Source organism: Streptomyces sp. JH34, assembly GCF_029428875.1.
In the GTDB taxonomy this organism is placed as follows: Bacteria; Actinomycetota; Actinomycetes; order Streptomycetales; family Streptomycetaceae; genus Streptomyces.
This window is the reverse complement of the sequence record NZ_JAJSOO010000001.1, coordinates 5,636,259-5,660,005: the sequence shown is the minus strand read 5'-3', so window position 1 is coordinate 5,660,005 and position 23,747 is coordinate 5,636,259. Positions and strand designations below refer to the sequence as shown.

The window sequence follows — 23,747 nt, the reverse complement described above, 5'->3', positions numbered from 1 at the left end:
AGACTGGGGGTGTGATCCGCACCGACGCCCTGGACCAGTTGCCCGTACGCACGGCTGTGCCCGCCCTGGAGCGGGCCCTCGACGAGCGGGGCGCCGCGGTGCTCTGCGCACCGCCCGGGACGGGCAAGACGACGCTCGTGCCCCTGGTGCTCGCCGGGCTGACCGGGGGCGGCCCGGCCCGCCGGGTGCTCGTCGCCGAGCCCCGCCGGATCGCGGCCCGGGCCGCGGCGCGGCGGATGGCGTGGCTGCTCGGCGAGCGGACCGGCGAGCGGGTCGGCTTCACCGTGCGCGGTGAGCGCGTGGTGGGGCCGGACACGAGGGTGGAGGTCGTCACCACCGGGGTGCTGCTCCAGCGGCTGCAGCGCGACCAGGAACTCGCCGGGGTCGACGTGGTGATCGTCGACGAGTGCCACGAACGTCACCTGGACGCGGACACGGCCGCCGCGTTCCTGCTCGACGTACGGGGGACGATCAGGCCGGACCTGCGCCTGGTCGCGGCCTCGGCCACGACGGACGCCGAGGGCTGGGCACGGCTGCTCGGCGGCGCGCCGGTGGTCGAGGCGCGCGGCGTGTCGCATCCGGTCGAGGTGGTGTGGGCGCCGCCCGCGGGGACCGTCAGGCCGCCGCACGGGATGCGGGTGGACCCGGTCCTGCTGACGCACGTGGCCGCGGTGGTGCGCCGGGCGCTCGCCGAGCGGGACGGCGACGTCCTGTGCTTCCTGCCCGGGGTCGGCGAGATCGGCCGGGTCGCCGCACAGCTCGCCGGAGTGGACGCCGAGGTGCTCCAGGTGCACGGTCGCGCCCCCGCCGCCGTGCAGGACGCGGTGCTCGCCGGTGCGTCGGGCGGACGCCGGGTGGTCCTGTCGACCTCCGTGGCGGAGTCGTCCCTCACGGTGCCGGGGGTGCGGGTCGTCGTGGACTCGGGGCTGGCGCGGGAACCGCGTACCGACCACGCCCGGGGGCTGAGCGCGCTGACGACCGTACGGGCGTCGCGGGCGTCGGGACGCCAGCGGGCGGGCCGTGCGGGGCGCGAGGCCCCGGGCGCCGTGTACCGCTGCTGGGAGCAGGCCGAGGACGGGCGTCTCGCCGCGTTCCCCTCCCCCGAGATCAAGGTGGCCGACCTCGCGGCGTTCGCCCTGCAGGCGGCGTGCTGGGGCGATCCGGACGCCTCCGGGCTCGCGCTCCTGGACCCGCCGCCGGCCGGTGCCCTGGGCGCGGCGCGCGAGGTGCTGGCCGCGGTCGGCGCGGTGGACGCGTCGGGCCGGGCTACGGACCGGGGCGCACGGATGTCACGGATCGGCCTGCACCCCCGACTGGCACGGGCCTTCCTGGACGGCGCCGCCGAGGTCGGCGGACGCCGGGCCGCGGAGGTGGTGGCGCTGCTCAGCGAGGAGCCGCCGCGGGAGTACGGCGACGACCTGGCGCACGCGCTGCGCACGGCACGGCGCGGTGGCGACGGTTACGCCGCCCGCTGGCGGCAGGAGGTCAGGCGGCTCTCGGGATCCCTCGGCTCCTCGGGGGCCGGGGACGGAGGTCCGGACGACGCGGCCGTGGGTCTGGTGGCGGCGCTGGCCTTCCCTGAGCGTGTGGCGCGGGCCCGGGGCGAAGGGGCGTTCCTGATGGCGTCGGGCACGGGCGCACAGCTGGGAGAAGGTTCGCGGCTGCGGACCGCGCGGTGGCTGGCGGTCGCGGTCGCCGACCGGCCGGCCCATGCCGCGTCCGCCCGGGTGCGGCTGGCCGCCGTCGTCGACGAGGGGACCGCGCGGCTGGCCGCGGGGCACCTGCTGTTCTCCGGCGAGGAGGTCCGCTGGGCGGACGGCGACGTGGTGGCGCGCTCGGTCGAGCGCCTCGGCGCCGTGGAACTGTCGGTGCGGGCGCTGCGCTCTCCGGCCCCCGCGCTGGTACGCGGTGCGCTGCTGGAGGGGCTGCGGCGTGAGGGGCCGGGGCTGCTGCGGTGGACCAGGGACGGCGGGCAGCTGAGGCTGCGGCTCGCGTTCCTGCACCGGGTGCTGGGACCGCCGTGGCCCGATGTGTCGGACGGGGCGCTGCTGGAGCGCGCCGACGAGTGGCTGGAGCCCGAGCTGTCACGGGCGGGGCGCCGAGCCGATCTGGCGCGGATCGACGCCGGTCAGGCCGTGCGGCGCCTGCTGCCGTGGGCGACCGGCGACGCCGCCCGGCTCGACGAGCTGGCCCCGGAGCGGATCGAGGTACCGAGCGGGTCCCGGATCAGGGTGGAGTACGGCGGCGAGCAGCCCGTACTCGCGGTGAAGCTGCAGGAGCTCTTCGGGCTGGGCGAGACACCCCGGGTGGCCGGGGTGCCCGTGCTGGTCCACCTGCTGTCCCCCGCCGGGCGTCCGGCGGCGGTGACCGCGGACCTGGCGTCCTTCTGGCGGGAGGGCTACCGGGACGTGCGCGCGGAACTGCGCGGCCGCTACCCGAAGCACCCGTGGCCCGAGGACCCCACGACGACGGAGGCGACCCGTTTCACCTCGGCGCGGCTGCGCCGGAGCTGAGGGACGCGCCCCGCGCCGTCCGGGACCGCGCTGCGGGCCGGCGCCGGCGCCCCTGCCGGCCCCGGGGACGGGGCAGGGGCGGACCCTGCCGTGACGGGGCAGGGCCCGCCCCGACCCCGTCACGGGTCAGGCCGCCGGGGCGGCCTCGACCTTCAGCTCGACGGTCAGCGTGGCGCCGCTCGCGGTGGTGAGCCGCAGGGTGAAGGTGCCCTCGGTGTCGTCGGCGTGGATCTTCGGGAGTTCCAGGGCCCCGTCGGCACCGGTCGTCAGGTCCAGGGTGCGGACGGGGTTGCCGTCCACGTCCTCGAAGTACGGCCCCTTGCCGTCCTCGGCGGGCGTCCCCGCCGCGGTGAGCACCGTCGCGGTGACCGCGGTGTCCGCGACCCCGGTCCCCTTGTACGTGGTCCTGACCTCGACGCGGTCGGCGAACTCGGTGCCGGGGGCGGCCGTCAGGGCCTTGTCGCCCGTCCGGACGATGGTGTCCGCGACCCGGGCCGTGACGCTCGCGGTCCAGGAGAGGGCGCGGGGCTCGGTCGTCCCGGCGACCGCCGTCACCTTGAACGTGCCCGTCTTCTCGCCTGCCGTCAGGACGGGCGCGGTGACGGTGCCGTCGGCTGCCGTGGTCAGCGTCACGGTGCTCTTCCCGCCGGCGAAGCGGGTGTCCGTCGCGCCGACGACGGCGAAGGTCACCGGGGTCCCGGCGAGCGGCTTGCCCAGCTTGTTCTTCGCCCGGACCGTGACGCGCTCGCCGAACGCCTCGCCGGCCGTGGCGGTGAGGGTCCCGGTGCCCGCGTTCTCGAGGCTTCCGAAGGTCTCGGACGGTGTGGGCGTCACCGGCGGGGTCGTGGGAGGCTTCGTCGCCGGCGGAGTCGTGGGCGGCTTGGTCGTCGGCGGCGGCTGGGTGCCGGGACTCGGGGACGTGCCGCCGCCGGGCGTCGAGGGACTCGGGGTGGGGCTCGTGGACGCGCCGCCGCCAGGGGTGCCGGTCGTGGGCGTGGGGGACGGGGAGGTCGTGCCGCCGCCCGTGTCCGCCGGGAGGACTCCTGTGCCGTCCGGGACCTCGTGGGTGCCGCGCTTGTAGTAGTCGAACCAGGAGCGCACCGTGCGCAGGTACTCCGTCGAGTGGTTGTAGCTCAGCACCGCCCGGTCGAGGTCAGCGGCGACCGTGAGGTCGCGGGTGCCGGCGCAGAGGTAGCGCCCGGCCGCGAGCGATGCGTCGTAGATGTTGTTGGGGTCCTTGCGTCCGTCGCCGTTTCCGTCCTGGCCCCAGGTGGCCCAGGTGGACGGGATGAACTGCATCGGGCCGACCGCACGGTCGTGGGTCGCGTCGCCGTCGTACGCGCCGCCGTCGGTGTCCTTGATGAGCGCGAAGCCCTGGCCGTTGAGGGCCGGGCCGAGGATCGGGGAGAGGGTGGTGCCGTCCGCGTCGACGTTGCCGCCGCGGGCCTGTCCCGACTCGACCTTGCCGATCGCGGCGAGCAGTTGCCACGGCAGACGGCACGCGGCGTCGGTGCCGGCGAGTTCCTGCTCCGCCTTCTTGTACGCGGCCAGGACCGAGGCGGGTATGCCCGCTTCGGCACTGCCGGTCACGGGAAGGTTCACGGACGTGCCGGGCTTGTTGGGCGTGTTCAGCGGCGGAAGGTCCGTGTGGTAGGGCGAGTTGCCCGTGGCCGCGCTGTCGCCGGACGGCGCCGACCCGGCTGCGCTCTGGTCACCCGCGGCGCCGTCGGTCTGGGGTGCCGCGGGAGCCTGGGAGGCGGACAGAGCCGCCACGGCTGCCGCGGCCACCGCGGTGGTGGTGGCCCCCCTGCGCAGCCTGCGGCCGAATTGCGCTGCCATACGTGTCGGTCCCTCCCCGTCGACGGCTGCTCGCGCTCCCCAGCGCGAGGACTCAGGCGACCCTACGGCAACTCCCGCGGCCCGAACACTGGTCCCTGACCGCTTCTTACGGATTTCTCAGCTTCCCTGCCGTCAAGTCACCGGTGTGCGCCGACGGGGTGACGCGGGCTCACGCATACTTGCCGCCATGCCGTTCACGCTCAGTCACGCCGCAGCCGTGCTCCCCGGGATCAGAAGATCCGGACAGGGCCGTGGGCCTCTCGTCGCCTCCGCGATGGTCGCCGGATCGTTCGCCCCCGACATGACCTACTACGCCGACACGGCGGTCCCCGGGGCGATGGAGTTCGGCGAGGTGACTCATTCCGTGTGGGGGGTGTTCACCGTGGACGTCCTCGTCACGGGCGCCCTGGTGGCACTGTGGCTGATGCTGCGCGAACCGCTCGTCGCGCTGCTCCCCGGGGCGGCGCGGGGGCGCGTGCACACCTTCCTGCGGGGCAGGCCCCGGCAGCCGGGCCGCCCGGGCCTCGCCGAGACGGCGTGGTTCGTCCTGTCCGCCGTCATCGGCTCGGGGACCCACGTCGTGTGGGACGCCTTCACGCATCACGACCGGTGGGGCACCGACCTGCTCCCCGTCCTGAACGGCAGCATCGCGGGCCACCCGGTGTTCCAGGTCGTGCAGTACGGCAGTTCGGCGGTGGCCCTGACGGTCCTGGCATGGTTCACGTACACCGGCCTGCGACGCATCGGGCCTGTCCCCGCCCCCGAGTCCGTGCCGGTGCTGACCCCGTCCGAACGCGGATGGGCCGGCGCGCTCCTCGCGCTGTGCGTCCTGCTCGGGACCGCCCACCGGTGTGCCCGCTGGTACGCCTACTTCGGGCATATCGACACGCCGCTCGACATCATCCCGACGGCGTGTTTCGGCGCCGGAGCGGGCCTCGCGGCCGGCCTCGTGCTCTACGGGGCGTGGATGCGGCTGCGGCCGAAGCCGTCCGCTCCCCCGCCGCCGGACAGCCCCCTCGCGGACACCGCGGGGGCCCGCCCGGCGGGCCGCGACGCCGGCTGAGACCGTCGCGGCGCCGGGTCTCCCCCCGCCGTGCTAGTGCGCGGCCGTCTCCCAGTCCGTACCCACGCCGACCGAGACGTCCAGCGGCGCACGGAGCTCGACCGCCGTGGACATCTCCCTCCGCAGGATCTCCTCGACCTGCTCCCGCTCGCCCTTCGCGATCTCCAGGACGATTTCGTCGTGCACCTGGAGCAGCATCCGTGACGTCAGCTCCGCCTCCGTCAGCGCCCGGTCCACATGCAGCATCGCGACCTTCACGATGTCGGCGGCCGTCCCCTGGATCGGGGCGTTCAGCGCCATCCGCTCGGCGGCCTCGCGGCGCTGGCGGTTGTCGCTGTTCAGGTCCGGGAGGTAACGGCGGCGACCGAGGATCGTCTCCGTGTACCCGGTGGCCCTGGCCTCCTCCACGACCCGGTGCAGATAGTCGCGCACCCCGCCGAACCGCAGGAAGTAGGTGTCCATCAGCCCGCGCGCCTCACCGGCCTCGATGTTCAGCTGCTGGGACAGACCGAACGCGGAGAGCCCGTAGGCCAGCCCGTACGACATCGCCTTGATCTTGCGGCGCATCTCCGCGTCGACGGCCGACTTCTCGACGCCGAACACCTGCGAGGCGACCGTCGTGTGCAGGTCCTCACCGGAGGTGAACGCCTCGATCAGACCGGCGTCCTCCGAGAGGTGCGCCATCACCCGCAGCTCGATCTGGCTGTAGTCGGCCGTCATCAGCGTCTCGAAGCCCTCGCCGACGACGAAGCCACGGCGGATCGCGCGCCCCTCGTCCGTGCGGACGGGGATGTTCTGCAGGTTCGGGTCGGTGGAGGAGAGACGGCCCGTCGCCGCGACCGTCTGGTTGAACGTGGTGTGGATACGGCCGTCCGCACCGATCGTCTTGATCAGGCCCTCGACGGTGACCCGCAGCTTCGCCTGCTCCCGGTGGCGCAGCATGATGACCGGCAGCTCGTGCTCGGTCTGCGCGGCCAGCCAGGCCAACGCGTCCGCGTCGGTCGTCCAGCCCGTCTTCGTCTTCTTCGTCTTCGGCAGCGCCAGCTCACCGAAGAGGACCTCCTGCAGCTGCTTCGGCGAACCGAGGTTGAACTCACGGCCCACCGCGGCGTGCGCCTCCTTCACCGCCTGCTGCACCGCACCGGCGAACTGCTGCTCCATGCCCTCCAGATGCGCCCGGTCGGCGGCGATGCCGTGCCGCTCCAGCCGGGCCAGCATGATCGACGTCGGGAGCTCCATGTCGTACAGCAGGCCGGTCGCGCCGACCTCCTCCAGGCGCGTCGTGAACGCGTCACCGAGATCGAGCACCGCACGGGCCTGCGCCATCAGCGCGTCGGCCTCCGCACGGTCCTCCGCGCCGAAGGCCAGCTGCCCGTCGGACGCCGGGGCCGGGGCCAGCTCACGTCCGAGGTACTCCACGGCCAGTGCGTCCAGGGCGAAGGAGCGGCGGCCCGGCTTGACGAGATAGGCGGCGAGCGCGGTGTCCATGGTGATGCCGTCCAGCCGCCAGCCCTGCTCGGGAAAGACCCGCAGGGCGTTCTTGGCGTTGTGCAGGACCTTGGGCTGCCCCGGGTCCGCGAGCCACTCGGCGAGGGCCTGCTCGTCGGCCTCCCCGAGCTCCGCCGGGTCCAGCCAGGCGGCGGCCCCGTCCGCGGCGGCGAGCGCGACCTCCGTCACCGTGCCACTGCCCAGCGACCACGTGTCGACGGTCATCACACCGAGCGGCTGCCCGCCACGGGCCTCCAGCCACGGGGCGACCTCACCCTCCCCCAGCACCACACCGTCCAGCTCGACCCCGGCCGCCGGCTCCGGCGGACCCGCGTCCTCCGCCCCCGGGTCCACGGCGAGCAACCGCTCCCGCAGGCTCGGGTTACGGATCTCCAGGACGTCCAGCACACCCGTGACCGCCGAGCGGTCGTACGGGGCGCGCTCCAGCTCGGCCGGAACCTTCGGCAGCTCCACGTCACGGACCATCTCCGTCAGCACACGGTTCATCTTCACCGCGTCCAGGTGGTCCCGGAAATTCTGGCCGGCCTTGCCCTTCACCTCGTCGGCGCGCTCGACCAGCTCCGCGAACGAACCGAACTGGTTGATCCACTTCGCCGCCGTCTTCTCGCCCACACCGGGGATACCGGGAAGGTTGTCCGACGGGTCACCGCGCAGCGCCGCGAAGTCCGGATACTGGCCCGGCGTGAGCCCGTACTTCTCCTGGACCTTCTCCGGGGTGAAGCGCGTCAGCTCCGACACGCCCTTCGTCGGGTAGAGCACCGTCACATGGTCCGTGATCAGCTGGAACGAGTCCCGGTCACCCGTGACGATCAGCACCTCGAAGCCCGCCGCCTCGGCCTGCGTGGCCAGCGTCGCGATGACGTCGTCCGCCTCGAAACCGTCCACCGCGAACCGGTCGGCGCGCATCGCGTCCAGCAGCTCACCGATGAGCTCGACCTGCCCCTTGAACTCGTCGGGGGTCTTGGAGCGGTTCGCCTTGTACTCGGGGAACTCCTGCGCACGCCACGTCTTGCGGGACACGTCGAACGCGACGGCGAAATGCGTGGGCGCCTCGTCGCGCAGCGTGTTCGCCAGCATCGACATGAAGCCGTACACGGCATTCGTCGGCTGCCCCGTCGCCGTCGTGAAATTCTCCGCGGGCAGGGCGAAGAACGCCCGGTACGCCAGGGAGTGCCCGTCCATCAGGAGCAGGCGCGGTCGGTTGTCTGCCGTCTTCTTCGATGCCGTCTCAGCCACGCCCCCGATCCTGCCACGGACCACTGACATTCCGGACCGGCCACCGCCCGGCCCCCGCCGCTCCACCACGCGCACCCACCGCACACCGGCCTCCGCCCCTCAACCCCGCACGCGTGCATGACAGGATCGAAAGACAGTGAAGGCGTAGGAAGACGTGACAGGGCGCGGACGCACGTGAGCGCGCCCCCGCAAGCGCTCGAAGGGGAGCACCATGGCCACCAGGCCCCCGACCGGAGACCCGGTCCAGGACGCGCCGCAGATCGACCCGGTCCAGCACGCCGCGGCCGGACTGCCCGCCGTCGCCCACACCCTGCGCATCGCCCAGCAGCAGATGGGCGTCCGCCGCACCGCGCAGACCCTCCTCAAGGTCAACCAGAAGGACGGCTTCGACTGCCCCGGCTGCGCCTGGCCCGAGGGCGACAGACGCCACACCGCCGAGTTCTGCGAGAACGGAGCGAAGGCCGTCGCCGAGGAGGCGACCCTGCGCCGCGTCACCCCCGACTTCTTCGCCGCCCACCCCGTCGCCGACCTCGGCACCCGCAGCGGTTACTGGCTCGGCCAGCAGGGGCGCATCACCCAGCCCGTGTACCTGCCCGAGGGCGCCGACCGGTACGAGGCCGTGACCTGGGAACGCGCCTTCGAGATCATCGCCGAGGAGTTCACCGCGCTCTCCTCCCCCGACGAGGCGCTCTTCTACACCTCCGGCCGCACCAGCAACGAGGCCGCTTTCCTCCTCCAGCTCCTCGCCCGCGAGTTCGGCACCAACAACCTGCCCGACTGCTCCAACATGTGCCACGAGTCGTCCGGCTCGGCCCTCACCGAGACCATCGGGATCGGCAAGGGCAGCGTCAGCCTCGAGGACCTCCACCAGGCCGACCTGATCATCGTCGCCGGGCAGAACCCCGGCACCAACCACCCCCGGATGCTCTCGGCCCTCGAACAGGCCAAGGCCGCCGGGGCGAAGATCATCTCGGTGAACCCGCTGCCCGAAGCCGGCCTCGAACGGTTCAAGAACCCCCAGACGGCCCGCGGCATGCTGAAGGGCGCCGCCCTCACCGACCTCTTCCTCCAGATCCGCATCGGCGGCGACCAGGCGCTCTTCCGCCTCCTCAACAAAATGATCATCGAGGCCGACGGAGCGGTCGACACCGGCTTCGTCGCCGAGCACACCCACGGCTACGAGGAGTTCGTCCAGGCCGCCCGCGCGGCCGACTGGGACGAGACCCTCACCGCCACCGGCCTCGACCGCGCCACCATCGAGCAGGCGCTCTCGATGGTCCTCGCCTCGGAACGCACCATCGTCTGCTGGGCCATGGGCCTCACCCAGCACAAGCACTCCGTGCCGACCATCCGCGAGGTCGTCAACTTCCTCCTGCTGCGCGGCAACATCGGCAGGCCCGGCGCCGGCGTCTGCCCCGTGCGCGGCCACTCCAACGTCCAGGGCGACCGCACCATGGGCATCTTCGAACGCCCCGCCCCCGCCTTCCTCGACGCCCTCGACCAGGAATTCGGCATCACCTCGCCCCGGCACCACGGCTACGACGTCGTACGGTCCATCCAGGCACTCCGCGACGGCGACGCCAAGGTCTTCTTCGCCATGGGCGGCAACTTCGTCGGCGCCACCCCCGACACCGCCGTCACCGAGGCCGCCATGCGCCGGGCACGCCTCACCGTCCACGTCTCGACCAAACTCAACCGCTCGCACGCCGTCACCGGCACCCGCGCCCTGATCCTGCCCACACTCGGCCGCACCGACAAGGACGTGCAGGCCGGCGGGAAACAGTTCGTCACCGTCGAGGACTCCATGGGCATGGTCCACGCCTCACGCGGCAACCTCACCCCCGCGAGCCCCCACCTGCTCTCCGAACCCGCGATCGTCGCCCGCCTCGCCCGCGCCGTCCTCGGCCCCGCCTCCACCACCCCGTGGGAGGACTTCGAGAAGGACTACGGCACGATCCGCGACCGCGTCTCCCGCGTGATCCCCGGCTTCGAGGACTTCAACACCCGCGTCGCGAGGCCCGGCGGATTCACCCTCCCCCACGCCCCTCGCGACGAACGCCGCTTCCCCACCGCCACCGGCAAGGCGAACTTCACCGCCGCACCGGTCGAGTACCCAGAACTCCCCGAGGGCCGGCTCCTGCTCCAGACCCTGCGCTCCCACGACCAGTACAACACCACGATCTACGGCCTCGACGACCGCTACCGCGGCATCAAGGGCGGCCGCCGCATCGTCATGGTCAACCCCGAGGACGCCCAGGCCCTCGGACTCGCCGACGGCTCCTACACCGACCTCGTGAGCGAGTGGAAGGACGGCGTCGAACGCCGCGCCCCCGGCTTCCGCGTCGTCCACTACCCCACCGCACGGGGCTGCGCCGCGGCGTACTACCCGGAGACCAACGTGCTCGTCCCCCTGGACGCCACCGCGGACACCAGCAACACCCCGGCCAGCAAATCGGTCGTCGTCCGGTTCGAGACCCCGTGAGTCACACATCACTAAGCGGACGCTCAGCCGTCTGATAAGAACAGTGCACACAGCAACGAACGACCGCACACGATCGGAGCCGGACCCCATGGGCGAGCACACCGCACCCACGTTCCCCCAGGAGATCATCGACGAGTACGCCGCACTCGGCGTCGACCTCCCCGCACTCTTCTCCGCCGGACACCTCGGCGAGCGCATGGGCGTCACGATCGTCGAAGCATCCGCCGACCGCGTCGTGGGCACCATGCCCGTCGAAGGCAACACCCAGCCCTACGGACTGCTCCACGGCGGCGCCTCCGCCGTCCTCGCCGAGACCCTCGGCTCCATCGGCAGCATGCTCCACGGCGGCGCCACCAAGATCGCCGTCGGCGTCGACCTCAACTGCACCCACCACCGGGGCGTCCGCAACGGCCTCGTCACGGGCACCGCGACCCCCGTCCACCGCGGCCGCTCCACCGCCACGTACGAGATCGTCATCACCGACGAGCACGACAAGCGGGTCTGCACCGCCCGCCTCACCTGCCTGCTCCGCGACGCGCCCCGCCCCGCCGCCGACTGACAAGCCCTCGCAACACCCCACTGCCCGGCCGGAAAGCGCACCGCATTCCGGACCGGGCAGACCCATATCCGAAGCAATGCACGGGACTTGGCGGACACACAGGGTCAACACCCCTGACCGCCAAGCCCCTTCCATGAGCCACTTCAGCAGCCGGACCACCTTCACAAGACCGCTCACACATCCCACACATGTAACACTGCGTAACATGTGTGCAATACACGAAAAACGTCACGCGCACCGCCCCGACACCACCGACGGGACCACAGCCGCGCCCCTTGCGCCCCGATTCGCGTGACAGCACCAAGATCGCCCCAAGCCCCTTAGCAGAGCTGCGGGTTCTCACCATGCGGTCACTTCACCGGCCGGGCAAAAGCCGTACACCTCCACACTGCGGCCAACAAGCCTTCCCCACGGCATAACAAGACAGTCACATCCTCAGCGGACCCGTCCCGCACCCCCTCACCTGCCCTTAGAGTCACGGCCAGTCACCGCGCCGCCGGGCGCGTCTGCTGCACGGCCCTGTATCGACCAGTACGGCCCGGCGATCGTCACGGCACCTCAGCAGAGGAGGCCGCGCCAGGGAAAGGACCTTTCGTGCGACACCGTTCTTTGCTCATCCTCACCACAGTGCTCACCACCGGTGCACTCACCCTCACCGCCTGCGGATCGCGCGACGACAACAGCAAGGGCAGCAGCGACAGCGGCAGCAAGACCACCGTCGTCATCGGTGTCGACGCCCCGCTGACCGGATCCCTCTCCGCGCTCGGCCAGGGCATCAAGAACTCCGTGGACCTCGCGGCCAAGACCGCGAACAAGAACAACGAGGTCCCCGGCATCGAGTTCAAGATCGAAGCCCTCGACGACCAGGCCGTCCCCGCCTCCGGACAGGCCAACGCCACCAAGCTCGTCGGCAACAAGGACGTCCTCGGAGCCGTCGGCCCCCTGAACTCCGGCGTCGCCCAGTCCATGCAGGGCGTCTTCGAGAAGGCCGACCTCGCACAGGTCTCCCCCGCCAACACCAACCCGGCCCTCAGCCAGGGCGACAACTGGGGCAAGGGCGACTCCAAGCGCGTCTTCAAGACCTACTTCCGCACCTGCGCCACCGACGTCGTCCAGGGCAAGTTCGCCGCCCAGTACCTCTTCAACGACGCCAAGAAGAAGAAGGTCTACGTCGTCGACGACAAGCAGACCTACGGCGCCGGCCTCGCCGCGATCTTCTCCGCGGAGTTCGAGCGCCTCGGCGGCAAGGTCGTCGGCACCGACCACGTCACGGTGAAGGAGACCGACTTCTCCAGCACCGCCGACAAGGTCAAGAGCTCCGGCGCCGACTCCGTCTACTACGGCGGCCAGTACCCCGAGGGCGGCCTGCTCTCCGACCAGATCAAGAAGACCGGCGCCAAGATCCCCACCATGGGCGGCGACGGCATCTACGACCCCGCCTTCATCAGCGCCTCCGGTGAGGCCAACGACGGCGACTTCGCCACCTCCGTCGGCTACCCCGTCGAGGCCCTCCCGACCGCCAAGCAGTTCATCGCGGACTACAACGCCGGCGGCTACAAGGACCCGTTCGCGGCCTACGGCGGCTACTCCTACGACGCCGGATGGGCCATCATCCAGGCCGTCAAGGCCGTCGTCGCCGACAACGACGGCAAGCTCCCCGAGGACGCCCGCGCCAAGGTCACCGAGGCCATGGCCAAGGTCTCCTTCGACGGCGTGACCGGCAAGGTCTCCTTCGACGAGTTCGGCGACACCACCAACAAGCAGCTCACCGTCTACGAGGTCCAGAAGGGCGCCTGGAAGGACGTCAAGAGCGCCACGTTCGAGGACTGATCACCCAGCACACCCACAGCACACGCTCCTGACCGCGCGAGGGCGCAAACAGCGCCCTCGCGCGGTGTCATATCCGACAAGCTCATCGGAGGCACTGCGGTGAACGAACTGCCGCAACAGCTGGCGAACGGCCTCGCACTCGGCGCGCTCTATGGCCTCATAGCCATCGGGTACACCATGGTGTACGGCATCGTCCAGCTCATCAATTTCGCCCACGGCGAGATCTTCATGATCGGGGGCTTCGGCGCCCTCACCACCTACCTCGCACTCCCCAGCGGAACCTCGCTCATGGTGGTCATACCCCTCATGATCATCGGAGGCGCCATCGCCTCCGTCGCCGTGGCGACAGCCGCGGAACGCTTCGCCTACCGCCCCCTGCGCGGCGCACCACGGCTGGCACCCCTCATCACCGCGATCGGCCTCTCGATCGTCCTCCAGCAGCTTGTCTGGGGCTTCTACCCCGACGCCAAGAAGCCGCGCAGCTTCCCGGAGTTCCAGGGCGAGTCGTTCAAGATCTTCGACAACCTCTACCTCCAGCGCGCAGACGCCTTCATCCTCGTCCTCGCCCCCCTCTGCATGCTCGCCCTCGGCATGTTCGTCGCCAAGAGCCGCAGCGGCCGCGCCATGCAGGCAACCGCCCAGGACCCCGACACGGCCAAGCTCATGGGCATCAACACCGACCGCATCATCGTGATGGCCTTCGCCATCGGAGCCGCGTTCGCCGCCATCGCAGCCGTCGCCTACGGCCTCGACAAGGGCCAGATCAACTTCGAGATGGGCTTCCTCCTCGGACTCAAAGCCTTCACCGCCGCCGTACTCGGCGGAATCGGCAACATCTACGGAGCCATGGTCGGCGGAGTCGTCCTCGGCCTCGCCGAAGCCCTCTCCATCGCCTACATCGAAGAGATCCCCGGCATGCAGCAGCTCGGCGGCGGCGCCTGGGCCAACGTCTGGGCATTCGTACTTCTCATCGTCGTCCTCCTCGTCAGGCCACAAGGCCTGCTCGGCGAGCGCGTCGCGGATCGGGCGTGAGAACCATGACAACCGACACCACCACAACCGCCGCCACCACCCCGGCCGACACCGGCTCCCGGACCAAGGCACTCCGCGCCCTCACCGCCCTCGGCGGCATCGCAACCATCGCCAGCACCTTCCTCGCCTGGACATGGACCAGCGAATTCACCGGCGACCTCACCGTCTACGGCTACCCCGGCGGCCTCCAGGTCCTCACCCTCACCGCCGGCCTCCTCGTACTCCTCTACGCACTCGCCGCCCTCGACATCCGCGGCCTCCGGTGGCTCGCACCCACCGGCACCACCAAAGCCCTCCAGTTCCTCGCCCTCGGCACCTTCGCAACCACCTGGTTCACCGTCATCGCCATCGCCGTCGAACTCGGCGGCGTCGTCAACCTCGAACCCGGCGGCCTCGTCGCAGCAGTGGCCTCCGCGATCCCCCTGATCGCATTCCTCCTGCCCGACGACACCCACAAGGCCACACGCCCCAGGCAACTCCCCTCCTGGGCCGAAATCCTCATCATCGTCGCCGCCTTCGGCACCGGGCTCTACGTCGTCACCTACGGCATCGACATCGAGCCCCCCGAACTCTTCACCGGCTACATGATCACCGCCGGCTTCGCCGTGACCGCCCTCTTCAAAGCCGGCCTCATGGCCCGGCTCTCCGGGCTCACCACCAAACACCGCTCCATCGCCGTGGCCGCCGCATTCGTGGCCGCAGCAGCATTCCCCTTCACCCAGACCACCGACCAGTTCACCCTCATCGCCGTCAACATCCTCATCTTCGCGACGGTCGCACTCGGACTGAACATCGTCGTCGGCCTCGCCGGACTCCTCGACCTCGGATACGTCGCCTTCCTCGGCGTCGGCGCCTACACCGCCGCACTCGTCTCCGGCACCACCGCCTCCGCCTTCGACGTCCACTTCCCCTTCTGGGCAGCCGTCCTCACCGGAGCGGCCGTCTCCCTCATCTTCGGCGTCGTCATCGGCGCACCCACCCTCCGACTCCGCGGCGACTACCTCGCCATCGTCACCCTCGGCTTCGGAGAAATCTTCCGCATCACCGTCGGCAACCTCGACGGCGTATCCGGACCTCAGGTCACCAACGGCCCCAACGGCGTACCCAACATCCCCGACCTCGTCTTCTTCGGATACGACTTCGGCGAATCCCACACGATCCTGGGCATCGAACTCGGCGGATACGCCAACTACTACCTGCTCATGCTGCTCGCGATGATCCTCGTGGTCCTCGTCTTCAGCCGCGCCGGCAGCTCCCGCATCGGCCGCGCCTGGGTCGCCATCCGCGAGGACGAGACCGCCGCCACCGCCATGGGCATCAACGGCTTCCGCGTCAAACTCATCGCCTTCGCCCTCGGCGCCACCCTCGCCGGCCTCGCCGGCACCGTCCAGGCCCACGTACAGAGCACCGTCGTCCCGGAGATGTACGTCTTCGCCGGACCCGTGCCGCCCAACTCCGCCTTCCTCCTCGCCGCGGTCATCCTCGGCGGCATGGGCACCATCAGCGGACCCCTGATCGGCGCGACCCTCCTCTACATGATCCCCGCGAAGCTGCAGTTCCTCCAGGACTACCAGCTCCTCGGCTTCGGCCTCGCACTCATCCTGCTGATGCGCTTCCGCCCGGAAGGCCTCATCGCCAACCGGCGCGCCCAGCTCGAATTCCACGAGACCGGCCAACTCGACACGCCCGAAGGCACACTGCCCGAATCCGGCGTCGGCACCGTGAAGGCGGGGGCGTGAACGACATGACGACCACCACCGAAACCACCACGCCCGTCCTGGACGCAAGCGGCGTCACCATGCGCTTCGGCGGCCTCACCGCCGTACGCAACGTCGACCTCACCGTCAACGCCGGAGAGATCGTCGGCCTCATCGGCCCCAACGGCGCAGGCAAGACCACCTTCTTCAACTGCCTCACCGGCCTCTACGTCCCCACCGAGGGCAAGGTCCGCTACAAGGGCACCGTCCTCCCGCCCAAGCCCCACCTCGTCACCCAGGCAGGCATCGCCCGCACCTTCCAGAACATCCGGCTCTTCGCCAACATGACCGTCCTGGAGAACGTCCTCGTCGGACGCCACACCAGGACCAAGGAAGGCCTCTGGTCCGCCCTCCTGCGCGGCCCCGGATTCAAGAAGGCCGAAGCCGCGTCCCACGCACGCGCCATGGAACTCCTCGAGTTCATCGGCCTCCAGGACAAGGCCGACCACCTGGCGCGCAACCTCCCCTACGGAGACCAGCGCAAGCTGGAAATCGCCCGCGCCCTCGCCAGCGACCCCGGCCTCCTCCTGCTCGACGAGCCCACCGCCGGCATGAACCCGCAGGAAACGCGCGTCACCGAACAACTCATCTTCGCCATCCGGGACATGGGCATCGCCGTACTCGTCATCGAGCACGACATGCGCTTCATCTTCAACCTCTGCGACCGCGTCGCCTGCCTCGTCCAGGGCGAAAAACTCGTCGAAGGCACACCCGCAGTCGTCCAGGGCGACGAACGCGTCGTCGCCGCCTACCTCGGCACGCCCTTCGAAGGCGACACCCCCGAGAAGGCCGACGCACCCGAGGCCGAATCCGCCGCAGCGGACAACGCGGGAAGCACCACCAGCACAGAAGGGGAAGGCCAGTGACCGCACTGCTCGAGGTCGAGGACCTCAGGGTCGCCTACGGCAAGATCGAAGCCGTCAAGGGAATCTCCTTCACCGTCGAGGCCGGCCAGGTCGTCACCCTCATCGGCACCAACGGTGCGGGCAAGACCACCACCCTGCGCACCCTCTCCGGCCTCCTCAAGCCCTCCGGCGGGCGGATCCTCTTCGACGGGAAACCCCTCACCGGGATCCCCGCCCACAAGATCGTGGCACTGGGCCTCGCCCACTCCCCCGAAGGCCGCCACATCTTCCCCCGCCTCAGCATCGCGGAGAACCTCCAGCTCGGCGCCTTCCTCCGCACCGACAAGGCAGGCATCGAGAAGGACATCCAGCGCGCCTACGACCTCTTCCCCATCCTCGGGGAACGCCGGAAGCAGGCCGCAGGAACCCTCTCCGGAGGCGAACAGCAGATGCTCGCCATGGGACGCGCACTCATGTCCCAGCCCAAGCTGCTCATGCTCGACGAACCCTCCATGGGCCTCTCGCCGATCATGATGCAGAAGATCATGGAGACCATCGTCGAGCTCAAGGCGTCGGGCACCACGATCCTGCTCGTCGAGCAGAACGCCCAGGCGGCCCTCTCCCTCGCGGACCAGGGCCACGTCATGGAGGTCGGCAAGGTCGTCCTCTCCGGCACGGGCGCCGACCTCCTCCACGACGAGTCGGTCCGCAAGGCCTACCTCGGCGAGGACTGAGCACCCGGCACACATGGGAAGGGCCCGCCCCCGGAACATTCCGGGGACGGGCCCTTCTCCGTACGCGACTACTCGGCAGCCTTCTTCTTCTCCTCGGCGTCCTCGATCAACGCCTCGGCCAGCTGCTGCATCGACATCCGGCGGTCCATCGACGTCTTCTGGATCCAGCGGAACGCGGCCGGCTCGGAGAGCCCGTAATCCGTCTGCAGGATGCTCTTCGCCCGGTCCACCAGCTTCCGGGTCTCCAGCCGCTGCGACAGATCCGCGATCTCGTTCTCCAGCGCCTTCAGCTCCGCGAACCGGGACACGGCCATCTCGATGGCCGGGACCACGTCGCTCTTGCTGAACGGCTTCACGAGGTACGCCATGGCCCCGGCGTCCCGGGCCCGCTCGACCAGGTCGCGCTGAGAGAACGCCGTCAGCATCAGGACAGGCGCGATGGACTCCTCGGTGATCTTCTCGGCGGCGGAGATCCCGTCGAGGACCGGCATCTTCACGTCGAGGATCACCAGGTCCGGCCGGTGCTCCCGCGCCAGCTCGACGGCCTGCTGCCCGTCCCCGGCCTCACCGACGACCGAGTAGCCCTCCTCCTCCAGCATCTCCTTGAGGTCGAGGCGGATGAGCGCCTCGTCCTCGGCGATGACGACGCGGGTCGTCAGCGGCGGGACGTGCGACTTGTCGTCGTCGGCGGCGTCTACGGGCTGGGGCGACTCGGGGGTGGTCACGGGGCTCCTTGTATCAGGGCAGGTGCTGCTGCGAAGCAGCCTACCTACCTGCCGCACCCGGTGGACACCGGGTACACTTCTGATCGATCACCAAGCCGGGTTGGCGCAATTGGCTGACGCGGAGGTCTCAAACACCTCTGTCCGAAAGGACATGTGGGTTCGAATCCCATACCCGGCACAACACGCAAAGCGGATGTTCACGTTCTCGTGAACATCCGCTTTTCGCAACCCATCGATCGACATTGGCGTGCAGGCTCATCGTGTGAGATTCCACAGCCCTGAAACGCACCAAAAAGCAGTAACCCTGCTCCGTTCCGGCACGAAGAGCGCGGACGTCGCGCGACTACTGGATGTGCCTCGCGGCACCGTCTCCTACTGGCTGCACATGGATCGGTCCAAGCGCGGCGAGTGCCCAGGTCCCCATGCTCCCACCTGCCATCGGTGCGACGGCGCCGAGCTCGACACCTGCGCCTATGCATACCTCTTTGGGCTCTATCTGGGGGATGGCCATATCAGCCAGCACTCACAGCACCGAGTGCCGAACCTCATGATCACACTGGATGACTCCTGGCCCGGCATTCAGGATGAGGCCGAGAAAACGATGCGCAAGGTGTTTCCTGACAACGCAACCTGCCGGGTGCGCAAACCCGGATGCCACAACATCAAGGTATATTCGACCCATCTCCTCTGCATGTTTCCCCAGCACGGCCCTGGACGGAAGCACGAACGTCCGATCGCGCTGGAATCCTGGCAACAGGAAATCATCGACGCGAATCCCTGGCCTTTCGTCCGAGGCTTGATCCACTCGGACGGATGCCGCATCACCAACTGGACAACCCGCATGGTCGGCGGAATCCCTAAGCGCTACGAGTACCCCCGGTACTGGTTCACGAATGTCTCGGACGACATCCGGCAGCTCTACACGGACACCCTCGACAAACTCGGCATCGAGTGGACGCACTGCACCCGTGCGGGCAAGAGGTACAACATCTCCGTAGCCCGACGGGCGTCCGTGGCACTCATGGACGCTCACGTCGGGCCGAAGTACTGACGACCGTTGTCTACTTCGGGCTGTCGTCCTCGCCGATGTGGTGCACCCGTACCAGGTTCGTCGAGCCGGCGACCCCGGGCGGGGAGCCTGCCGTGATGACCACGATGTCGCCCTCCTGACAGCGGCCGATCCGCAGCAGTTCCTCGTCCACCTGCGCCACCATCGCGTCCGTCGACTCCACGTGCGGCCCGAGGAAGGTCTCGACGCCCCACGTCAGGTTCAGCTGCGCGCGGGTGGCCTGGTCCGGGGTGAAGGCCAGGAGCGGGATCGGGGAGCGGTAGCGGGAGAGGCGCTTGACCGTGTCGCCGCTCTGGGTGAAGGCGACCAGGAACTTCGCGCCGAGGAAGTCGCCCATCTCCGCTGCCGCGCGGGCGACCGCGCCGCCCTGGGTGCGGGGCTTGTTGCGGTCGGTGAGGGGCGGGAGGCCCTTGGCGAGGATGTCCTCCTCGGCCGCCTCGACGATGCGGGCCATGGTGCGGACGGTCTCGACGGGGTACTTGCCGACGCTGGTCTCGCCGGAGAGCATCACGGCGTCGGTACCGTCGATGACGGCGTTGGCGACGTCGGAGGCCTCGGCGCGGGTGGGCCGGGAGTTGTCGATCATCGACTCGAGCATCTGGGTGGCGACGATGACCGGCTTGGCGTTGCGCCTGGCGAGTTTGATGGCGCGCTTCTGGACGATCGGGACCTGTTCCAGGGGCATCTCGACGCCGAGGTCGCCGCGGGCGACCATGATGCCGTCGAAGGCGGCGACGATCTCGTCGATGTTGTCGACGGCCTGGGGCTTCTCGATCTTGGCGATGACGGGGAGGCGGCGGTCCTCCTCGTCCATGACGCGGTGGACGTCGTCGATGTCGCGTCCGGTGCGTACGAAGGAGAGGGCGATGATGTCGGCGCCGGTGCGCAGGGCCCAGCGGAGGTCTTCGATGTCCTTCTCGGAGAGTGCGGGGACGGAGACGGCGACTCCGGGGAGGTTGAGTCCCTTGTGGTCGGAGACCATGCCGCCTTCGATGACGGTGGTGTGGACGCGGGGTCCGTCGACCTCGGTGACTTCGAGGGTGACGCGGCCGTCGTCGATGAGGATGCGTTCGCCGGTGGTGACGTCGGTGGCGAGTCCGTCGTGGGTGGTGCCGCAGGTGTGGCGGTCGCCTTCCATGGGTTCGACGGTGATGGTGAAGTCGTCGCCGCGTTCAAGGAGTACGGGGCCTTCGGCGAAGCGGCCGAGGCGGATCTTCGGGCCTTGAAGGTCGGCGAGGATTCCGACGCTTCGGCCGGTTTCTTCGGAGGCTTTGCGTACGTGGTGGTAGCGCTCTTCGTGTTCGGCGTAGGTGCCGTGGCTGAGGTTGAGGCGGGCGATGTCCATTCCCGCTTCGACGAGTGCCTTGATCTGCTCGTATGTGTCGGTTGCGGGTCCCAGGGTACAAACGATTTTTGCTCGGCGCATGGTTCGAGCCTAGACCTTACCTGTGGGTAGGTATTTGTCTCCGCGTGACTGCTCAACGGCCTTTTGGTTAAGGGTTATTGCTAACTGTTGAATTGTGCGGCGGCGCGCTCCGATGAGCGTGCGCCGGGTGGCCGGCGGGCGTGGTGGCGGGCCGGGCGGTGGCTGCCGGTCACCAGATCGAAACCTGCGCGGGGTGTTGCGGGTGGGGTCGGCTGGGCCAGAATCTACGCGCGTTGTTCGCACGAACGAGGAGTCAAGGATGCCGTTGAACCGTAGGACGTTTCTGGGCCGTTCGGCCGTGGCCGGTGCGGGTGTGGCGCTGGCCGGCGGGGTCGGGGCGGGGCCGGCGGTGGCCTCGGAGGCGAAGGGCCACGGTCACGGGCGTCCGCCGAAGCGGTACTCGTTCACGGTGATGGGGACGACGGACCTGCACGGGAACGTCTTCAACTGGGACTACTTCACGGACAAGGAGTTCGACGACAAGGCGCACAACGACGTCGGTCTGGCGAAGATCTCGACGCTGGTGAACCAGATCCGTGAGGATCGCGGGCGCGGGAACACGTTGCTGATCGATGCGGGTGACACGATCCAGGGCACCCAGTTGTCGTACTACTACGCGAAGATCGATCCGATCACGGCGAAGCGCGGCCCGGTGCATCCGATGGCGCAGGCGATGAACAAGATCGGTTATGACGCCGCGGCGCTCGGGAATCATGAGTTCAACTACGGGATTCCGGTGTTGCGGAAGTTCGAGGAGCAGTGTGATTTCCCGCTGCTGGGTGCGAATGCGCTGGATGCGAAGACGTTGCGGCCTGCTTTCGCGCCGTATGTGATCAAGCGGGTGCGTACGCCGCACGGTCGTGATGTGCGGGTTGCGGTGCTGGGTCTGACGAATCCGGGTATCGCGATCTGGGACAAGGCGAATGTGGGCGGGAAGATGGTGTTCCCGGGTCTTGAGGAGCAGGCGGCGAAGTGGGTGCCGAAGCTTCGTTCGATGGGTGCGGACGTGGTGATCGTTTCGGCGCATTCGGGGTCGTCGGGCACGTCGTCGTACGGGGATCAGGTGCCGTACGTCGAGAACGCGGCGGGTCTGGTCGCGGAGCAGGTGCCGGGGATCGACGCGATTCTGGTGGGTCACGCGCACTCGGAGATTCCCGAGTACTTCGTGACGAACAAGGAGACGGGGAAGCGGGTCGTTCTCTCGGAGCCGTTGAAGTGGGGTCAGCGGCTGACGCTGTTCGACTTCGATCTGGTGTGGGAGAAGGGTCGTTGGGTGGTCGAGAAGGTCGGTGCCTCGGTGCTGAACTCGAACACGGTGGAGGAGGATCCGCGGATCACGTCGTTGCTGGGTGCTGAGCACCGGGAGGTGGTGGCGTATGTGAACCAGGTGATCGGTACGTCGGTGGCGGCGATGTCGACGGCGGACGCGCCGTGGAAGGACGAGCCGGTCATCGATCTGATCAATCTGGTGCAGGCGGAGACGGTGAGGGCGGCGCTGGCGGGTGGGGAGTACGCGGCTTTGCCGGTGTTGTCGCAGGCGGCGTGTTTCTCGCGTACGGCGGCGATTCCCGCGGGTGAGGTGACCATCAGGGATGCTGCGGGGTTGTATCCGTTCGAGAACACGCTGGAGGCGCGGCTTCTGACGGGGGCCGAGCTGAAGGACTACCTGGAGTTCTCGGCGAAGTACTACGTGCAGACGGCTGCGGGGGTGCCGGTGGACACGTCGAAGCTGACGAACGCGGAGAACATTCCGGATTACAACTACGACGTGGTGTCGGGTGTGACGTACGACATCGATATCGCGAAGCCGGTCGGTTCGCGGATCGTGGGGTTGTCGTTCGAGGGTGCGCCGGTGGATCCGGCGGCGCGGTTCGTGTTCGCGGTGAACAACTACCGGGCGAGTGGTGGCGGTAACTTCCCGCATGTGCCGGGTGCGAAGCAGTTGTGGGCGAATTCGGACGAGATCCGGAACACGATCATCGGGTGGGTCCAGGCGAAGGGTTCGGTGGATCCGGCGGAGTTCGCTTCGGTGGACTGGCGTTTGACGCGGGACGGTGTGCCGGTGTTCTAGTACGGCGGTTGTAGGTGGCGGTCTTGCTGGCAGGGGGCTCGGGGGACGGATCTGGCCGCCGCGATGATCGGCCGGTTTCTGGGAGGCCGGGGGCACGGGACCGCGTGGGCCGGGTCGCGGGCGCCGAGGTCTGTTGCGGTGCTCCGACATCGGGGTCCGCCCTAGGGGAAGGCGGCGTCGGCCATGTCCCCGCTTCGTAGGCTGCCTGGTCAGGGGCAGGCTGTGGAGCGGGGAGGTTTCGCGCTGACGCCTTGGCCGGGAAGGTGCGGAAGCGGTCCCAGCACTGGCTCTCGGGGCCGGTCGCGACGCAGAGGGGAGAGTGCTTCTGCGGCTGGGCGGTCATGGTTCCGGCGGGTCCCCCGCCGGGGCCGCCGCCGGCTTCTGATCCGCCTCGACCGCGTCGGCGGCGAGCTCGCCTGTTTCCGCTGCTCCGCGCAGTGGTCCGTGTGGAACCGCGTATCGGATCCGAATTTCACACTCCTCAGTCGGCTGTCAACGCCACTCGTTCACCAGCCACTTCCCGTCGTTCCCGGAAAGTAGCAGTTCGCTGATCTGGAGAGGGTTGTCGTCGACTTTGATGTGTCCGGTGCTGCCGCTCCTCGCGAAGAACCTGGCTTCGTAGGAACCGGCCAACTCATCCCGTTCTGCTTCGCTCAGGGGTGCTATGAGTGCTTTGACGGCTTGCGGGCAGGTGTTCTTGCGCTGGGTGGCGGCGAGTTCGGACCGTGCTGTCCGGGTCATGGTCGCGCAGACTCCGTCGCCGTCTCCTGCGCCGAGCTTTTCCAGAAAGTGCTTGCCGGTGGACTCCAGGGCTCCGAGGTCCGCGCTGGTCTCGTTCATGGCGGAGAAGAGAAGGTTGCCCGCCCAGATCGCGACCAGTGGGCCGACCACCCACCAGGTCAGCAGGAGTCCCCTGCTTCGCCCGTTTTTGCGGGCCAACGTGCCTCACCCCTTGCTGCCGCAGGTAGCGCGCCGACCGGCGTGCTCGTCATCGAAGTGTGCCAGTACGGGAGTTCCTTCATGTGTGGCGGCCGTTCCTGGTCCTGGGGGCGGCCGC

The 23,747-nt window shown here is 69.4% G+C and carries 16 protein-coding genes and 1 tRNA gene; 12 read left to right on the top strand and 5 right to left on the bottom strand.

Features of this window, described 5'->3' with window-relative positions:
* Positions 1 to 11: 11 nt before the first annotated feature.
* Complete coding sequence (gene hrpB, locus LWJ43_RS25355; RefSeq protein ID WP_277334513.1) at positions 12 to 2,513, top strand: ATP-dependent helicase HrpB; 2,502 nt, start codon at positions 12 to 14, stop codon at positions 2,511 to 2,513.
* 126 nt (positions 2,514 to 2,639) lie between these two features.
* Here the strand turns inward: hrpB and LWJ43_RS25350 are convergent, their stop codons facing one another.
* A complete protein-coding gene (locus LWJ43_RS25350; protein WP_277334512.1) occupies positions 2,640 to 4,352 on the bottom strand; it encodes a lytic murein transglycosylase in 1,713 nt (570 codons plus the stop codon).
* A 187-nt stretch (positions 4,353 to 4,539) separates the two neighbouring features.
* Here LWJ43_RS25350 and LWJ43_RS25345 point away from each other — a divergent pair, with 187 nt between their 5' ends.
* Complete coding sequence (locus LWJ43_RS25345; protein WP_277334511.1) at positions 4,540 to 5,415, top strand: DUF4184 family protein; 876 nt, start codon at positions 4,540 to 4,542, stop codon at positions 5,413 to 5,415.
* Between the two features lie 33 nt (positions 5,416 to 5,448).
* On the opposite strand, the gene polA is transcribed toward LWJ43_RS25345, so the two are convergent.
* Positions 5,449 to 8,160, bottom strand: a complete 2,712-nt coding sequence (polA, locus tag LWJ43_RS25340) for a DNA polymerase I (protein WP_277334510.1) — start codon at positions 8,158 to 8,160, stop codon at positions 5,449 to 5,451.
* A 211-nt stretch (positions 8,161 to 8,371) separates the two neighbouring features.
* On the opposite strand from polA, the gene LWJ43_RS25335 reads away from it, so the two are divergent.
* From LWJ43_RS25335 to LWJ43_RS25305, 7 genes are all read left to right on the top strand, one after another.
* Positions 8,372 to 10,642, top strand: coding sequence for an FdhF/YdeP family oxidoreductase (locus LWJ43_RS25335; protein WP_277334509.1), 2,271 nt, complete (start codon positions 8,372 to 8,374; stop codon positions 10,640 to 10,642).
* Between the two features lie 88 nt (positions 10,643 to 10,730).
* Entirely contained in the window at positions 10,731 to 11,201 is a 471-nt protein-coding gene (locus LWJ43_RS25330) for a PaaI family thioesterase (protein WP_277334508.1), read from the top strand.
* 594 nt (positions 11,202 to 11,795) lie between these two features.
* Positions 11,796 to 13,031, top strand: a complete 1,236-nt coding sequence (locus LWJ43_RS25325) for a branched-chain amino acid ABC transporter substrate-binding protein (RefSeq protein ID WP_277334507.1) — start codon at positions 11,796 to 11,798, stop codon at positions 13,029 to 13,031.
* Between the two features lie 99 nt (positions 13,032 to 13,130).
* A complete protein-coding gene (locus LWJ43_RS25320) occupies positions 13,131 to 14,063 on the top strand; it encodes a branched-chain amino acid ABC transporter permease (protein WP_056783852.1) in 933 nt (310 codons plus the stop codon).
* Between the two features lie 5 nt (positions 14,064 to 14,068).
* Positions 14,069 to 15,802, top strand: a complete 1,734-nt coding sequence (locus LWJ43_RS25315) for a branched-chain amino acid ABC transporter permease (protein ID WP_277335985.1) — start codon at positions 14,069 to 14,071, stop codon at positions 15,800 to 15,802.
* A 5-nt stretch (positions 15,803 to 15,807) separates the two neighbouring features.
* The gene (locus LWJ43_RS25310; protein ID WP_277335984.1) at positions 15,808 to 16,686 is read left to right on the top strand and encodes an ABC transporter ATP-binding protein; all 879 of its coding nucleotides are present in this window, start codon (positions 15,808 to 15,810) and stop codon (positions 16,684 to 16,686) included.
* The gene (locus LWJ43_RS25305) at positions 16,683 to 17,399 is read left to right on the top strand and encodes an ABC transporter ATP-binding protein (protein WP_014156832.1); all 717 of its coding nucleotides are present in this window, start codon (positions 16,683 to 16,685) and stop codon (positions 17,397 to 17,399) included. Before LWJ43_RS25310 ends, LWJ43_RS25305 begins: the two co-directional genes overlap by 4 nt.
* A gap of 68 nt (positions 17,400 to 17,467) precedes the next feature.
* On the opposite strand, the gene LWJ43_RS25300 is transcribed toward LWJ43_RS25305, so the two are convergent.
* A complete protein-coding gene (locus LWJ43_RS25300; RefSeq protein ID WP_147962923.1) occupies positions 17,468 to 18,124 on the bottom strand; it encodes an ANTAR domain-containing response regulator in 657 nt (218 codons plus the stop codon).
* A gap of 94 nt (positions 18,125 to 18,218) precedes the next feature.
* Between LWJ43_RS25300 and LWJ43_RS25295 the strand changes: the two genes are divergently transcribed.
* Together LWJ43_RS25295 and LWJ43_RS25290 are read left to right on the top strand one after the other, a co-directional pair.
* Positions 18,219 to 18,302: transfer RNA gene (locus LWJ43_RS25295), tRNA-Leu, on the top strand.
* 84 nt (positions 18,303 to 18,386) lie between these two features.
* Positions 18,387 to 19,175 carry a helix-turn-helix domain-containing protein gene (locus tag LWJ43_RS25290; protein WP_277334506.1) on the top strand — a complete coding sequence of 263 codons (789 nt, stop codon included), beginning with the start codon at positions 18,387 to 18,389 and terminating at the stop codon, positions 19,173 to 19,175.
* A gap of 10 nt (positions 19,176 to 19,185) precedes the next feature.
* On the opposite strand, the gene pyk is transcribed toward LWJ43_RS25290, so the two are convergent.
* Entirely contained in the window at positions 19,186 to 20,619 is a 1,434-nt protein-coding gene (gene pyk, locus LWJ43_RS25285; RefSeq protein ID WP_277334505.1) for a pyruvate kinase, read from the bottom strand.
* A gap of 259 nt (positions 20,620 to 20,878) precedes the next feature.
* Between pyk and LWJ43_RS25280 the strand changes: the two genes are divergently transcribed.
* Positions 20,879 to 22,690 carry a bifunctional metallophosphatase/5'-nucleotidase gene (locus LWJ43_RS25280; RefSeq protein ID WP_277334504.1) on the top strand — a complete coding sequence of 604 codons (1,812 nt, stop codon included), beginning with the start codon at positions 20,879 to 20,881 and terminating at the stop codon, positions 22,688 to 22,690.
* Between the two features lie 492 nt (positions 22,691 to 23,182).
* Here LWJ43_RS25280 and LWJ43_RS25275 read toward each other — a convergent pair whose 3' ends face one another.
* Positions 23,183 to 23,629: a hypothetical protein gene (locus LWJ43_RS25275; RefSeq protein ID WP_277334503.1), complete on the bottom strand. Its 447-nt coding sequence runs from the start codon at positions 23,627 to 23,629 to the stop codon at positions 23,183 to 23,185.
* Positions 23,630 to 23,747 lie beyond the last annotated feature (118 nt).